Origin of the sequence: Bradyrhizobium sp. PMVTL-01 (assembly GCF_051861855.1) — a bacterium.
GTDB lineage: Bacteria > Pseudomonadota > Alphaproteobacteria > Rhizobiales > Xanthobacteraceae > Bradyrhizobium.
The window spans coordinates 2,028,912-2,043,106 of the sequence record NZ_CP193982.1 but is presented as its reverse complement, the minus strand read 5'-3'; the positions used below and the strand labels follow the sequence as shown (position 1 = coordinate 2,043,106).

Annotated in this window: 13 protein-coding genes; 8 read left to right on the top strand and 5 right to left on the bottom strand. The window is 59.9% G+C overall.

Annotation, left to right across the window (positions count from 1 at the left end):
• Positions 1 to 256: 256 nt before the first annotated feature.
• The gene (locus tag ACRQ5Q_RS09305; protein ID WP_439397306.1) at positions 257 to 481 is read left to right on the top strand and encodes a hypothetical protein; all 225 of its coding nucleotides are present in this window, start codon (positions 257 to 259) and stop codon (positions 479 to 481) included.
• Positions 482 to 559: 78 nt separating this feature from the next.
• Here ACRQ5Q_RS09305 and ACRQ5Q_RS09300 read toward each other — a convergent pair whose 3' ends face one another.
• On the bottom strand, positions 560 to 748 hold the full coding sequence (locus ACRQ5Q_RS09300) for a hypothetical protein (RefSeq protein ID WP_439397304.1): 189 nt from the start codon (positions 746 to 748) through the stop codon (positions 560 to 562).
• A 778-nt stretch (positions 749 to 1,526) separates the two neighbouring features.
• Here ACRQ5Q_RS09300 and ACRQ5Q_RS09295 point away from each other — a divergent pair.
• Positions 1,527 to 1,730 (top strand): hypothetical protein, encoded by a 204-nt coding sequence (locus ACRQ5Q_RS09295; protein WP_439397302.1) that lies wholly within the window; start codon positions 1,527 to 1,529, stop codon positions 1,728 to 1,730.
• A gap of 125 nt (positions 1,731 to 1,855) precedes the next feature.
• On the opposite strand, the gene ACRQ5Q_RS09290 is transcribed toward ACRQ5Q_RS09295, so the two are convergent.
• On the bottom strand, positions 1,856 to 2,167 hold the full coding sequence (locus ACRQ5Q_RS09290) for a hypothetical protein (RefSeq protein ID WP_439397300.1): 312 nt from the start codon (positions 2,165 to 2,167) through the stop codon (positions 1,856 to 1,858).
• Between the two features lie 252 nt (positions 2,168 to 2,419).
• Here ACRQ5Q_RS09290 and ACRQ5Q_RS09285 point away from each other — a divergent pair, with 252 nt between their 5' ends.
• From ACRQ5Q_RS09285 to ACRQ5Q_RS09260, 6 genes are all read left to right on the top strand, one after another.
• On the top strand, positions 2,420 to 2,668 hold the full coding sequence (locus ACRQ5Q_RS09285; RefSeq protein ID WP_439399737.1) for a hypothetical protein: 249 nt from the start codon (positions 2,420 to 2,422) through the stop codon (positions 2,666 to 2,668).
• A 751-nt stretch (positions 2,669 to 3,419) separates the two neighbouring features.
• Positions 3,420 to 3,818 (top strand): hypothetical protein, encoded by a 399-nt coding sequence (locus tag ACRQ5Q_RS09280; protein WP_439397299.1) that lies wholly within the window; start codon positions 3,420 to 3,422, stop codon positions 3,816 to 3,818.
• Positions 3,819 to 3,843: 25 nt separating this feature from the next.
• Entirely contained in the window at positions 3,844 to 5,259 is a 1,416-nt protein-coding gene (locus ACRQ5Q_RS09275) for a hypothetical protein (protein ID WP_439397297.1), read from the top strand.
• A 1,123-nt stretch (positions 5,260 to 6,382) separates the two neighbouring features.
• A complete protein-coding gene (locus tag ACRQ5Q_RS09270; RefSeq protein WP_439397295.1) occupies positions 6,383 to 6,676 on the top strand; it encodes a helix-turn-helix domain-containing protein in 294 nt (97 codons plus the stop codon).
• Positions 6,673 to 7,965 (top strand): type II toxin-antitoxin system HipA family toxin, encoded by a 1,293-nt coding sequence (locus ACRQ5Q_RS09265; RefSeq protein ID WP_439397293.1) that lies wholly within the window; start codon positions 6,673 to 6,675, stop codon positions 7,963 to 7,965. The genes ACRQ5Q_RS09270 and ACRQ5Q_RS09265 overlap by 4 nt, the downstream gene beginning before the upstream one ends.
• 33 nt (positions 7,966 to 7,998) lie before the next feature.
• On the top strand, positions 7,999 to 8,292 hold the full coding sequence (locus tag ACRQ5Q_RS09260; protein WP_439397291.1) for a hypothetical protein: 294 nt from the start codon (positions 7,999 to 8,001) through the stop codon (positions 8,290 to 8,292).
• A 387-nt stretch (positions 8,293 to 8,679) separates the two neighbouring features.
• Here ACRQ5Q_RS09260 and ACRQ5Q_RS09255 read toward each other — a convergent pair whose 3' ends face one another.
• From ACRQ5Q_RS09255 to ACRQ5Q_RS09245, 3 genes are all read right to left on the bottom strand, one after another.
• Entirely contained in the window at positions 8,680 to 11,478 is a 2,799-nt protein-coding gene (locus ACRQ5Q_RS09255; protein WP_439397290.1) for a trypsin-like peptidase domain-containing protein, read from the bottom strand.
• Positions 11,479 to 11,538: 60 nt separating this feature from the next.
• Entirely contained in the window at positions 11,539 to 12,228 is a 690-nt protein-coding gene (locus tag ACRQ5Q_RS09250) for a hypothetical protein (RefSeq protein WP_439397288.1), read from the bottom strand.
• A gap of 654 nt (positions 12,229 to 12,882) precedes the next feature.
• The gene (locus tag ACRQ5Q_RS09245; protein ID WP_439397286.1) at positions 12,883 to 14,190 is read right to left on the bottom strand and encodes a DUF6973 domain-containing protein; all 1,308 of its coding nucleotides are present in this window, start codon (positions 14,188 to 14,190) and stop codon (positions 12,883 to 12,885) included.
• Positions 14,191 to 14,195 lie beyond the last annotated feature (5 nt).

The window sequence follows — 14,195 nt, the reverse complement described above, 5'->3', positions numbered from 1 at the left end:
GGGTGACCTGGCACGGAGATCGAGCGGTCCGACAGCGCCGTGCATTCATGCAGAAACACTGCCGCAAAGGACAGCTCTGGTGGTTAGCCGATTGCAGTGGGGGGTGTGCGGGCAGAAGTGCGTGCAAAAGACCCTCGCCCACCTCGGGAGCAGCCCGTGCGGGGGCATTCCCGATGGTGAGGGGCGTTGGTCGAGATGGGGGTGTGCCGGGCGAAAAGCCATCACACCCCTCAGGAGCATTCCCGACTTAGGAGAAATGGAACGTTTGCCCACCGAGAGCGATACCGTTCACACCATTAACGGTACCGTTATTGGTGATGTTGAACGTATCGTCCTTGAACACGTATACGATTTCGGGGCCATGACCATGACCATGACCATGCCCGCCGCCGTGGCAGTGCCCGCCAGACACCGCATCGAGATCCATATCGTCAATTTCACGAACCATGATGAATTCCCTTTCAAAGAGTTGAATGTGTGAACAACATCTGGCTCGAAGCGAACCAGCGAGATGGGGTGTGCCGGCGAAAGCCTGCACACCCCTAGGAGCATTCCCGACTTAGGAGAAATTGAACGTTTGCCCACCGAGAGCGATACCGTTCACGCCATTAACGGTACCGTTATTGGTGATGTTGAACGTATCGTCCTTGAACACGTACTTCGTTTCGGGGCGATGACCATGACCATGACCATGCCCGCCAGAAACCGCATCGAGTTCCATATCGTTAAGTTCGCAAGCCTTGTCCATTGATGAACTCCCTTCAAAGAGTTGAATGTGTGAACAACATCTGGCTCGAAGCGAACCAGTGCCTCACTGCCCGTGTAATAACCATGAGGACGGATTTTTATCTGTGAGAGAGGTCACCTAGCGCGCAGGCCGGCAGGAGCCGCAGTGGTGGAATCGGATCAGGTCTGGAAGCGAATTACAACTTGCAGCGGGCTGCAGGCTTGCCGCCGTACCGAGCGATGAACCCTTCGAAACACGCGGAGGGCTGCACTCACATATCGTGCTCGTCGGCAATCGCGACATCGCAGCGAGATTGAACAGCTCTGCTGCGCTCGGGTCTAAAGTCAGCGTAGGCAAGGTCTATGACCCTGCCGGTCTTTCGCAAGGCTATCTCGCAAGGAGCGAACGCCTCCAGCAAGCTACCGCCGGCATCTGACCGCGTGCGGTTACCGGAGCAACTGAAACTCAATGCCCTCGAGGCTCGCTACGTTAAGCCGCGGGCAGCCCGAAAACGCGAAGCGAACAGATGACCGAAAGGAATACCGGAAGCGGGCGCTGACGCGTCGGGCACCACGTCCGTCCGCTCAAATCTTGCTTTCCCTGAGCTCTCGAAATCTGTGGCGCGGCTCCAATGCTTTCGGAGGCGGCATCCCGCCTCCTGTCGCTGCCGAGATCGAGTTTCGCCAGCGTCAGCGGCGTCCGCCCAGGAACGAAAGTGATGCGTCTCACATACAGGTCTAATACAAAAAGTTTATCCAACAACTCCGCGCCGTCATTTTGCGCAAAACAGGAGTGTAACATGACCGATACATTTTGCCTCAAGGGTAACGAACTAGCCTTGCATCAGCTGGATAATGTTGCGGGCGGCATTATCGTCGTGGGCGGATTTCAGCATCGCTTTGAGCACTTCCACGCGTCGTCAGTGCTTGACCGCATTGCATTGAACCCCCAGCCGCTCCCGCCGAAGGTCTCATTTGACGTTCAGACGTCGCGGGCTCTGTAATGATCGCCTAACCATTACCAGCCATCCTGACGGGGTCGCGTGGTTGAACGCGACTCCCTTTTGGACGAACTCACAGGAGCCTGTCGACGCCGGAGCGTTGGCGGCCTTTTGTATGCTTGGACTGGCTAGGCGCTCGCGACCGTGTTCCTGTAGCCCATCATCGCCGCGCCGGTCGGTCGATTCCAGTTGAAGTCTGGGCGAACCTCCGCGCCACACTTGCGGCAACGCGCACAAATGAAGCGCAGCTGGATATTCCTAAAGGCTGGTCGAGTCCAGGGCCGAGTCTGGCGGCTGGAGGCAAATGTGGTCACGCGGGAAAATGCAGAACCAGCAAGACAGTCAAAGCTGGCGATTAAGGCGGTAAACACCAGGACCACGAGATAGTGAAAAGATTTCTTTTCCCGCTCGTTCTGCTCGGCACTTTTGCGCCAGTGCATTGCAATGCTTACTCCGGTCTTCGGGCCTGGCGCTGCGCAGAAAGTCTGAGCGAGAGAGACGGCGACACAGTTCGCCCAGGTAGTCGGCACGCCGATCAGTTATACGCGGCCGGGGTGGACGACAGCTTCGCCTGTCAGACCAGCTCACCTGTTACTGCGCTTTCTTCCGGCAGCGCTTAGAGTTTCGGATTTTGTACCAGTGGGTCCGCAGGAAAACTTTCATTGTTGGGTTGCCCAGGCGAACGGTGCGTGATGTGCCTGCAGTTCCACCGCGCTGTCGAAAACATGGAAATTTGGAGTGCACGCAGCGGCGGCTACTCGTTTGTTATAAGCTTGCAGAGCCCGGCCGGTCCTGGCTTTCGCGGAAGGTTCGGCTACGTCGCTTCGTGGCGTCCGCTTGACCAGAGCCGTGGCGCGATCAAGGTGCTCGGCTCGCCGCTGCAGAGCTTCACTGAGGCCGAGGACGCCTGCAATAGTATGCTCAATTACCTGAGAGACTGAACTGATACCTGGTCGTAGAAAATGGAAGCATCTTAAAGATGCTGCAGTCGCGGCGGGTACTACCCAGGATGTTCACGGGGTCGAGACGTACTTTGTAGCGATTGAGATTATCGCGGCCGATTTCAGCGGGCGCTACACGTTCTATCCGTCGGACGGGCTTGCTTCCAAATCGAGCTCATGTGGATTATCTTGAAGATCATCTGCCGTCTCTTACGCCGGTCGGAGCAAACATGTTCGTCGAAGGCTCGACAGATTTGTTCGCGTTTCCCAATCCGGTAGCTAAGCCGTAGCTCAGGATCGTGATCCACAAGACGCCCCTACCGAGCGGCTGGGCCCTACCGGATCTATTCACGAAATGATTCCCCACGATCCGTACACGGTTGCGAGCCAGAACAGCTGGGTGACAAGGGCAGGACAGATCGTAACACCGTAGTCCCAATGATTCCACTGATTCTTCCGTCCTGCCACGCCTGTTTGCAGCGGCTGCGGTAGTTGTGCCGCCAGATCTCTCCGAAGCGACTGGCCGGGGAGCGGGCTGGGCCCTTGGGGGCAGCGTTCAGAGCCGCGCTCTGGAGCTACCCGGTTGGCATAGCCCTTTTTCGTCAACCGATTCAGCCTGCGCGTTATTTCTTTCGACTGTTCGTGCGGACCGAGTAGGACTAACCTACGAGAGTGGCTAGACGATCGTTGATACCGGCTACTGCCTAACCCGGCGCGCCCCTGCTCCAACCTGAATACGGAGTACAGACAAATGCAAAATGCTAAGGCGGCACAATTTGAGCAAGAGGTACTTAACTCGCTTCAGTCCATGGAGCTCGAGCTGGCTCTCCGGGGCGGCATGAACGCCCTACCTGAACAGCCAGACGACACGAACCCGAAGAGAGCCGAGCAGCAATCTGCGTTGAACGAGGCTGTGTCTCTCGTAAAGAGACGAGATGTCCTGGAGAGGATTTGCCCCGGCCTTCAGTCCGTCGCAGGCGACGCGCAAGCTCTCGCCAAATGGATTACGCCGGTTCTCCTTCCGATGGCGATTGCGGGAACCGTACCCATGAGTCCGCTAGTCTTTGCGGGCGTCGCGGTACTCTTCTTCCGGGTAGGCGTGGCGACGCTCTGCAAAGGGTGCATTCCAGCCAAGGACAAAAGCGACTGATCTGCTCGGGACCGGAAAGAAAGCGATGACGCCACAACAACTCCTAGCCGAGCTGCAGAAAACGACCGAGTTGCTGGACTGGATACTCAAGCTCGTGCCGCCGTGCGGCGGTGGGTCGAATCTATTGTGGGCGCCGCCGGATCTGGAAGTACAATTCAAGGCCCTAGGCATTGCGGGTGGGACGTTTATCGATCGCTACTCCTCGTTTCTGAAGCGGACAGACTGGGTGCACAACGCCTTCGAGGACTTGATTTCGAACTCTCCGGCTCTCCGCCAAACCTGCCGAGCGGACACGGGGATCGCGTCCGGAACCGTCAATGACGCAGAATTCAACGGACACGTTTACTCCTCCAGATCATCACAAGGACTCGGCTACGTGATCGCGCTGCCGATGGGTGCGATGCCGTTAATCTCGAGTGGTGCCGAAATGCTCATGCTGCTCGCGGACACAAGTCTATGCGAGACGCTTGGAAACGCATTGACCAAAAAGGGGCTTGGAAAGGATTCAGAGCCCTGGCTGCTGCGGCTAAGGCGTCGGCTGCTCCGCTTCTCCAGCCGGCCCTACCTCGCTAAGCGGTTCTCTAAACAGATCGGCTGGCAGTTCGGAATGATGATCCACCGGTACGTTCACCTCGGAACAGCTGACACGCCGGACGTGATCAGGGAACTTGGAGCAATTCCACTTGTCACCGACGTCCGGCGTTGGGGGCACCCACTTGAGGCTGGGAGCAACCTTAGATTCTTCGCGATCCAGTTCCTTCTCCTGCATGAGTGCGGGCATGTGGCGGCTGGAGACCTGTCCACAACAGATGCAAGTCACTTCGAGATGGAATTCGCTGCTGATAATTTCGCGTTTCGGGAACTGATCGGCTCTGCCGATGGAGATGATGTGGCTATATCGGGCACTCTGGGGGCGTGGCTGATCCTGACATTGGCCGCATGGATTGAGGATCTGTCCCAAGAGACCGCGCCTCGGTCACATCCACCGGCAAGGGAACGGCTCGAACGTCTCCGCGCCTACTTGCGGTCTCGAGAGCAGGAACAGCCGTCGATGACGCGCGCCCTGGAAGTTTTCGACGCCATGACGAGTATGCAGAAACGGCTTTTTGAGGAAACGAAGTCGGCTGGCGTCCTCACCATGGAGTCTCCGCTGTCGCGGTTTCTAAGCATGTGCGCAGAGACCGGCCGGCATGAGATGTTCTACGACCAGCTGCCGAGATGGCTACTATTTGGCGCGCCTTCGCGCCTCTGCCGGGAGTTGGCTCGCCTGCGCGTCTGCATGGAGCGAAGGATTGAGAGCGATCAGCAGGACGGCCGCGCAAAAGAGCAGTTGAGGCTAATAAACTGGGTGTTCGATGCGGCTCTGGCCGCGCCGAGCAACTTCTTGTCCAGAAAACTTCAGGCCTTTTATGCGAGAGCGCGAGCGGCGACCGATAGTTGACCGTCGCTTTTCGGCGCTCGTCGGGATGTCGATACCTAATACCGGAGGACGCCTGCGTTCAACGCGCGGCTGGCGCTCTACTTCCAGCCTTCACGTCGCGGTGGCAGTGCTGTTTGGATGAGACCGCCTCCTGACTTCGAAATCGCGGTCGAGGTCGAGGACGTCAAAAGCAACGCGGTCGGTGCGGCCTGCGTAACAGCCGCGAACGACCCCACGTCTTAAAGAACTCACGCTCTTGTGGTGCAGCACCAAAGCATTCGAGCAACAGTCTCAGAGCACTTTGCTCAAGCGCACGATTGCTAATTTGCCTCGCCTGCACGTTCAGGCCTGCTCTCTCCAAGCCAAACAGAGTATAGAGGGAGGGTGAGGATGATCGTACGGCGGGGTCGCTGTTGCGTTGTTGCTGATTGTCCTAGGATCCGAAGCCTTCGCTTCTGGGCCGTGTTCGAGCACAAGGCATGGGGTTGCTCGGCGACCGAGGTGGAACGGCGCCCTCATGGATTCGCGGGAGCCCACTCGGATCCGCTGTTGAACGGTGCCGGCTTCTTTCAGCATGCGCACAGGGCCGTCGACGACTGTCACGCCCTCATCGAGATCCTGACTACCATCCGCAGGCGGGCCGGCGCTTGCGGTGCTGCTAGAGCAAGCCCGAAAGAGAACGGTAAGGACGAGGGCCGAGCAGTCGCCATTCGATTTGAAGGATGTCCTGAAACGTTGCGGCTACAGATGGGCGACGGCAGCCCAGATCCTGGGACATCGACGTCGGCGAGACGGCTGTCAGCGACGACATCGCTTTCCTCAAGGCGGAGATCTACCTGCGCGAGATTCGCCCTCGCCTGCAGACGTTGATCGCATTTATCCGTTTTTCACCGTGGGCATAGAAACGTGCCGCCGGGTACTCACCGAGGCAGCGGCATGGTCATGCGGCGAGACCCGCAACCAATGCGACGAAGTCGTTCAGATCACGACGTCAGATTGATCGCCGCGCGGGGGGCGAGCGCCGATGGCGCCATATGAGTTTTAGGCGATATTCCCAAGCTATTAGGTAAAACTAATATCTCCTGGATATTGCGTAAAAATCATATTCGGCCTATATGTCTTAAATCTCATACGAGATGACGGCATGATTTTGAAGACAATCAGCGACTTAGGACTGGCCGTCCGGGAAGCCCGCCGTCGGCGGAAGCTGACCCAGAAGCAACTCGCCCAGACGCTGGGGACCACCCAAGAGTGGATCTCGCAGTTCGAGACCGGCCGCCTGGAGAATCCGAGCCTCGGAACGGTGCTAAAGGCCTTCGCCGCGCTGGGGATCGACCTGAACATCGACAGTGCGCCGGGATCTCTACGAAACAACGACTTAGATACCGGTGATCTGGCGCTCGACGAGCCGAGCTTCCTCAAGGGACGGCGGCGATGAGCAAATTCATGAACATCCTGATGGGCGGCGTCCCGATCGGCCGTCTCGAGCAGATGGATACCGGCGTCCTGGCCATCGAGTACGCCGATGGTTGGCTCGCGGCCGACAGGGTTCAAATTCCGCTTTCGATGTCCCTGCCTCTCGCCGCCAAGAAGCACTCCGGCGCGAAGGTGGCCAACTATCTTTGGAATCTGCTTCCGGACAGCGGCCAGACCCTGCAGAAATGGGGACAGATCTACGGCGTGTCGCCGAACAGCGCGTTCGCTCTGCTGTCGAAGGTCGGAGAGGATTGCGCCGGCGCGATCCAGATTGTCACCGACGAGTGGATAGCCGCCAATGCGGATTCGCCCGGGGAGGTTCAGTGGATCGACGAGGCGGAGGTCGCAAACCGCCTCAAGCGCCTGCGCGAGGAGAGGACCTGGACGGGACGTCGCGACTGCGACCGGGGGCATTTCAGTCTCGCCGGCGCGCAGCCGAAGATGGCCTTACTGTTCGACGGAAAGCGGTGGGGCGTACCGAGCGGCCGCCGGGCGACCACGCACATCCTCAAGCCGCCGGTGCCTCACCTGCGAGGCACGACCGAGAACGAGTACGCGTGCCTGCGTCTCGCGAACCAGCTCGGGATCACGGCGGCCGAAGCTAAGGTCGGGAAGTTTGGCCAAGAGGTCGCGATCGTCGTTACCCGGTACGACCGCGAGATCGACAAGGACGGCGTCGTCAGACGATTCCACCAGGAAGACATGTGCCAGGCGCTCGGCGTGCATCCCGCCGTCAAGTACCAGAGCGAGGGCGGCCCCTCGATCGAGCAGATCACCAACGACGTGCTGCGCTACGCTACCGATCCGGAGGCGGACAAGGCGGCGTTCGCTGACATGATCGCCTTCAGCTTCCTGGTGCTCGGTACCGACGCGCACGCGAAGAACTTCTCAGTCATCCACCTCCCGGGCCGGCGGATGTTTCTTGCGCCACTCTACGACGTCCTGAGCTTCGTGCCTTACGACAACGACGAACATGAGCGGCGACGGCTGCGCATGGCAATGAAGATCGGCGGCTATTACAAGTTCTCAGAAGTCCTGCCGCGGCATTGGAGACGCCAGGCGGAACTGATGAAAATGGATCCCGACGAGATGATCGCGCGATTGGTGGCGCTCGGCGAGAAGATTCCCGACGCGCTCAGCGACGTCGTGCAGGAGGCGAGGGTTGAGGGCCTGAAAGAACCGGTGCTTGACACGATGCTGGACGGAATCTCGGCGCGCGGCAAAGCGATCGTGGAACAATACTCGGCGTGAACGCGCGCGCTCGGGATCGTCGATGAGGTAGGCGTGACGCCGACGGACGCCGGCGGCGCCCGTTCCGGACGCTCAAATCCGATGACCAAAGTTTGTGTGAAGATTTGGAAGGCATCGAAGACATCGCCGAAAAAGGACGAGCTAATAAAATCGTTCGACCGCGAGGCAGACAATCATCTAAGAAAACAATTATCAAAAGACATAATATCGAAGGTGTACGATTGGCTCTCGCGCACGCCGAGATACGACAGCCAGCGCCACTTGCCATCCCGACCGCTCAAGTTCTTCGATGTGGATACCGAAGAAGCTGAGGGTTGGCCGGCTTAAGCTTGATATTCCGCGCACCATGTGGTCGCAGGGTGCTACTTTGCGGAGGGATTCGCGAGCGACCAGCCCGAGTTAACGTGCGGAAACCCCTGTAAGTGGATCACCAGATTCGGCGCCGGCAGCTATTTGCAACTGCAATCTCCGCGCCGTCCCGGTACATGTTGTGGTTCCCGAAAACGTATAGACCTGCGCCCGTTTTCCAGGTTTTTCAAAGACGTCGTCCAAGATCGAGGAGGAGTTCGATTTGCACCCATCCGGAGGGCTCGGATAATGGACAACCTAGATGGATGACGGTCGACCGTGTTATTGCCTGAAGGAGCACGGCAATTTCGATCTGCTCCGATGTAGGCAGCAACGGGCAGTTGGAGATGGCGGCTTGAGTCGCTCTCATTCATCCACCATTGCGAGATAATCCGACAGTCGCATCCGACGATAGCCGGGCCGCGCCGGCGCCTCGTCTCCCGGTGGAACCATCAGGACGCTCTCCTCGCCTCGCGGCCGTGGGACGAACTTTTTGGGCGGGACCGGGTCGGCGCGATCCCAGTCGATCTCAAACGCGTCCGCAAAGTATTTTGCAATTCCGGCGTGATCGAAGATCAGTGAAGCATCGCGGTTTGTCGATACCCCCATGCCACTCCAATTGTGACTCCCGATCAGGACGCGCTTGCCGTCGACGACCATACCCTTGGTATGATGGTTGGGGATTTGCTTGAGACGCGAGTCGATGTCGACCCCCTTCGACTTAAAATACCAGGCAGAGTGGGTGGGATCCGAGAACTTCTTGCTGCTGTCCGCGCGCAGGATCACGCGGGCATCGTCCAGCGAAACCAGCTTGTCGGTCAGTTCGCCGATCAGATCGTCGATGTAGCCGCGATGCTGCCGCGGGCTGCTCGGCATTCCGATATAAGGGATCTGGAACACGAGGCTGCGCCTTGCGGAGCGGATCAGCTTCAAAACGGCCTCGCTGTACACTTCGCCTTCGCGGTCGGGCGTGAGCAGAGGGGCCGCGACAATGCTTTCGGTGATCTCCAGGGGCTTCTTCAGCCGCGCTGGCGGCCGGCGTTCGCGCGGCCGCTCGATGGCTTCGAAGACGGACTCCGGCACATCGACCAGCGGCTCGCGATCATCCGCTTTCACCGGCACTTCCTTGCCACCAAGGTCATGCGACCGCCGCACATCCTGAAGGATGTGCTCGCGAAATCGCTCGGCCAGAGTCGGGCTTTGAACAATCACGTGCCACTCGCGATTGCCGGGCAGGTCCTCCTCCGTAGCCCTGTCGCGCTGGGATTGATCGATGATCGGCTGGCTCGACGAACTCTTCCAGTTGCCGGAGGACAGCCAGAACTTGTCATCGTTCCGGACGGTGACCTTGATGTGATAGGACTGCTGAACCAGGCCGGTTGTTCCGAGCGGAACGGCGATGCGCTTGAACTTGCCATCGCCGAACCGATCGGCCCACTTCTGAAAGATCACCTCTGCATCGAATTCGGTCGTCTCGTCGTCAACGTCAGCGAACGTCTTGAAGTCGGCTGCCAGCATGATCTTCGTTCCGGCAGCGAGACGTTTTGCCATCAGCTCGCTAATGGCTGATGCACGAAATTCGTATATTGCCGAAACCCATGAGCCGGCATCCTCGCTCATAAAGGCCTTCAGCTCATCGAAGCCGTATTCCGGGCTGACGTGCGCGCGCACCGTCATCAGTTCTTCGACCGGACTTAACTGGTATTTTGGATCGCCGCGGGCATCGTCGTCGTAAGCGTTCGGAGCCGCGGCGGCCTCGACAGACATCAGGCCCTCGAGCTGCTCTTCGACCGTGGCCGGGGCGTATTGGACCTGATAGCCCTGGAACGAATGCGGTCCGTCCGCGCGCAGCCCCTCCAGCGCGCCTGGTTGCGCCGACACGGCGATGCAGGGCGTATCGCCGATGCGGCCGTCATCCTCAAGATAGCCGACGCGCGCTGCGAGCACGCCTTCCGGCTTCTGCTGCCAGAACGCCTCGGCGGCATGCTCGACCGACATCCCGACTCGGGCCGCGCCGGCCACAGTCGATATCGTGCCGAGGTCGACCGTGATGGTGACCGGCACGGTGACGCTCACCGTGCCCCGCCCGACGGGGGCGGGCTGCGGCGCCTGTGCGATCGCCGGCCGGGACTCGATCACCAGAGGCAGGGTCCAGCGCTTTTTCGCTACGTAAGAGTTGAGCTGGCTGGCCGGGACCGCCAGGTTCGTCTCCTTGTAGATGCCGGCGAAGTGCAGGCCGACGACTTCGCCGGTCTTGAAATCGACCACCACCGATCCGGAGTTGCCTCCCAGCGTCGTGCAATCATGCGTCATGGCACCGGCACGCGGCGCCGTGATGTAGCCGGGCGCAAACCGTTTCACGTCGTACGTGCCACGATAAAGCCGCTCCATCAGGGCCTGATCGGAGATGCGCGATGGTAGTGCCTTGGCGGGGTAGCCGAGCGTGAAAACGGCGGCGTTTTCCAGAGCGTCGGATCCTGCGATCTTGAACGGCGGCAGTTCATCCCCGGCGGCCAGCGACGCAAGCCTCATGAAGGCGATGTCGTTCGGCCCATCATCCGGCTCGATGTAGAGCACTTCGGCAATCTGGCGGCGCAGCCCACCAGATGCCGCAACGCGAAAATGACCGGTATCCCAAACCGTGCTCATCGTCCCGCCGCCGGCGCCTTGACGGAACACAAAGCCCTGCCCTTGTCGCCGCGCGAAGACGTTCGCCACGTGGCGGTTGGTCACGATAATTCTGGCATCGATCAACCAGCCTGTCCCCGCGAATGGCGCACCGCCCGGAAAGTCCACGAGGTCGATGCGGCCGACCCGGTCGACCAAGCCTTCGGGAACCGCGCGACTTTGCTTCGACAATTCGAACAGCGTCTGTGCCTCGACACCGATAAGCGACACATCCTCAAAATTGAGACCGGCTTCTCCATTTCGCTCGACGAAGAAAACAGGTCTCTCCTCAGACACGATCGTCTCCAGATCGGCGATCGGACTGCGTATCAAAAGGTCAATCACATCACGCGGGCTTGGCGGCGCTTCGAGGTTTGCCGTCTCGAGACCGGCCTTGTCCCTTATCCGTTTGGCGATGCTCTGCGCCGCGTCAGGATTGCGCGCGAGCAACCGTTTGACGAACTCGATCAGATCGCTTCGTTGGGATTTGCCGGCCATCGTTCGCACTCCGCGGTTGCTGGAAAATGATTACGGCGTCGCCGGCGCACCTGTCGCCGGTCAAGCGACGCGCGCCGGAAAAAGTTGTTTGATCTTCTGATGAAACAAGGCGGCGAATTGCTCAAACCCCGCCTTCGCAGGATGGAGTTCGTTGTGCCAGGAGGAAACTTGCGGCGCCAGCACACCTTGCGTCCTGACGACCGTCACGCGAGGACCGCTCAGCGACTTCAGCATCGCCTCAAACTGCCCGAGCATCTCGCTGACGACGGCTTGGCCCGACGCAATCGTCGGAAAGTTGCGCAGACCGAAGGTCGGCTTGAGCCACGGTCCGAATTTGCAGATGCCGCGGCCGTCGGGTATGGCGAAATCATAGCCATGAAAGATGAGATGTGTGTCAGGGCTGCATTTGTCGCGGATTGCAATCAGATCCTCATATCCGGCGCGCACCAGCGCCAAGGCCGCAGCAAAGCGCGGCTGATTGACGTGCGCCGCTGGTGGCTGAGTCGGATTCCAGTCCTTGACCCAGAGCGCCATCGGATTGTCGACGATGTCGTTTCCGCCTCCGGAAAACAGCAGCAGGTCCCAATCGCCGCCCGCGGGACTGCCGTTCGTCAATCGTTCGGTCAGGGTCGTGCGCTCCTCGACACCCAGCATGAAACGAACCTCATCGCCCGCCTTCGCCAGGTTGAGGATGGGCACGCCCAGCCGTCGCTCCAGTCGCGGAACGATGCCGCCGCCGAACAGCGGCACGGGATATTCGAACCACGAATCGCCTTCGGCGAGGATCTGCAGAGGCGCGAACGCCTCGCCGCGCTCGCCTGCCGCCTTGGCGCCGCCTTCCCCGCGTCCCGCTCGCGGCGGCAACGCGCCGCGGGCCTTCATGATTTTCATGACCGCCTGGTATTCGCGGGTCCGGCGAATGCGCTCGCTGCGCTGTTCGCGTCGCAGCTTTTCGCGCTCCTGACCAATTGTCCTCAGCGAGGGCGACTGCGCTGCCGCAGCCCGTGCGGTCTCGAGGCCAGCCGCGCGTGGCCGCGCCGGCGCCGATACGCCGGCAAGCACGCGCGCTTCGTCCAGGGTCACGGGCCCGGCCGCGACCGCTGCCTCCCTTGCGCCAGATTGCGAGCCGTCCTTACCCTTGCCGGGCCGCGGCTTGACGGTGACCTTCCTGGTCCGCTTCTGCTTTGCCATACGCACAGCACGCTATCGTGATTGCAAATACACATTCCGCCCGCAGGGTCCCGCCATTCGCGCGGGCCCAGGCAGACAAAAACAACATACTACTTCAAGATGCATGAAGGATGACCGCTCGTCAATGCGGCACTTGACTCAATCCAGACAAGCGTACGCCTTGGCTCACATGGCAGCTTGAAATTCGAAATTCGGGTCGACGCGGCGATCGAACTACAGCTTGTATTTGCCGTCCGAGTTTACCAGGACTCCGGCGCGCAAGACCATGCACTTGCCGGTATCGACGCAGTCCTGCACCTTTTTCAGGACCTCATCGACCTTCATGCGGTCGCCCGCCTTGCGGCCGACCCCGTTGTTGAACAAGTCCATTTGCGTCGCGAGCGGCTTGCCGGGATTTCCGTCCTCATGCGTAGTCGCCCATTTCTCGGCCCAGACAACGCCCACGCCGCTGTCGGCCGCCATACGGGCGTTCCACAACGTATGACGAAAGGCATCGCCATTGTCGTCTTCGAGCGCCGTCGACTTGTAGCGGGAGAGAGCCTCGTTCACGGCAGTTTTCGCGTGTAACAGAACCAGAGCGCCGACGACGGGATTTTGCCTGAACAAATCCCATTCCGGGGCGCTGAGAACACCTGAGGTGATCGGCAGCCCGCCGGATTCCTGACCAGACTTTTCATGTGCGAGCCTCTCGGCGGCCCGCTCGCTGCCCTCGGTCCAAAATCTTTCCGTCGACTTCGAGGCCGCGGCCTCACCATTGATCTTGGCCTTCGGGATCGCTGCATTTCCGACCTGAGCCACCGCGCTCACGCCGAGCAAAGCCAACAGTTCGGCGGGAAGACCCGGAAGATGCCCGATAGGCTCGTTGCTGGCGGTTGCCACGACAAGCCGACCTACCGCGACCACATAGGCAACGAGCACCGCGGCTTGAAGCAGCAGTTGCTGCACGGCCGTCATATCGACGGTGTTCTGAACGCCAAACTGGCTGTTGGTGGTAATGTCGGCAGGCATCGCGTCCTCGATCTCGATATTGCGGTACATCGACCCCTGGCGCCGGGGGTCCGGGGAGAGAGCGCTCTCGTGGGCACCTGCATCCTTTGGCGGGGTCGCGGCATGGATCGAATTAACCACGCCGTTTCCGACGAGGCCCCCGAGCACGACTCCAGCGAGCGCCCAGATGCTTGCATCGATCTCAACGAAGGACTGCACCACGCCGCTTCCGCCCGCCTTCCACAAGGCAACGTTCCAGAACGAAATTGCGAGGAAGGCCGAAGAGAGGACGACAAACCATCCGAACGTAATGACGCGCTGCAGGGAGTAGCAATTAAACTCGTCAACCAGCGCCGTCTTCACGCCGGTGATGCCGCTTGCAAACATAAATACGCCGAGCAGGCAGACACCCCCGACAACCAGTCGCAGGTAGCTTGGCGTCGCCGCCTCCGCATATCCGAGCGAAACCGTGGAAGCCACGATGAATGCCAACATTGCCGCGGAAATACGCCACCACTTCGTTTGCGAATTCATTTCGT

Coding starts and splice junctions, on each gene's coding strand:
- ACRQ5Q_RS09300 (WP_439397304.1), bottom strand. CDS start 748: ATGGACAAGGCTTGCGAACTTAACGATATGGAACTCGATGCGGTTTCT.
- ACRQ5Q_RS09275 (WP_439397297.1), top strand. CDS start 3,844: ATGACGCCACAACAACTCCTAGCCGAGCTGCAGAAAACGACCGAGTTG.
- ACRQ5Q_RS09285 (WP_439399737.1), top strand. CDS start 2,420: ATGTGCCTGCAGTTCCACCGCGCTGTCGAAAACATGGAAATTTGGAGT.
- ACRQ5Q_RS09305 (WP_439397306.1), top strand. CDS start 257: ATGGAACGTTTGCCCACCGAGAGCGATACCGTTCACACCATTAACGGT.
- ACRQ5Q_RS09280 (WP_439397299.1), top strand. CDS start 3,420: ATGCAAAATGCTAAGGCGGCACAATTTGAGCAAGAGGTACTTAACTCG.
- ACRQ5Q_RS09290 (WP_439397300.1), bottom strand. CDS start 2,167: ATGCACTGGCGCAAAAGTGCCGAGCAGAACGAGCGGGAAAAGAAATCT.
- ACRQ5Q_RS09245 (WP_439397286.1), bottom strand. CDS start 14,190: ATGAATTCGCAAACGAAGTGGTGGCGTATTTCCGCGGCAATGTTGGCA.
- ACRQ5Q_RS09265 (WP_439397293.1), top strand. CDS start 6,673: ATGAGCAAATTCATGAACATCCTGATGGGCGGCGTCCCGATCGGCCGT.
- ACRQ5Q_RS09255 (WP_439397290.1), bottom strand. CDS start 11,478: ATGGCCGGCAAATCCCAACGAAGCGATCTGATCGAGTTCGTCAAACGG.
- ACRQ5Q_RS09295 (WP_439397302.1), top strand. CDS start 1,527: ATGACCGATACATTTTGCCTCAAGGGTAACGAACTAGCCTTGCATCAG.
- ACRQ5Q_RS09270 (WP_439397295.1), top strand. CDS start 6,383: ATGATTTTGAAGACAATCAGCGACTTAGGACTGGCCGTCCGGGAAGCC.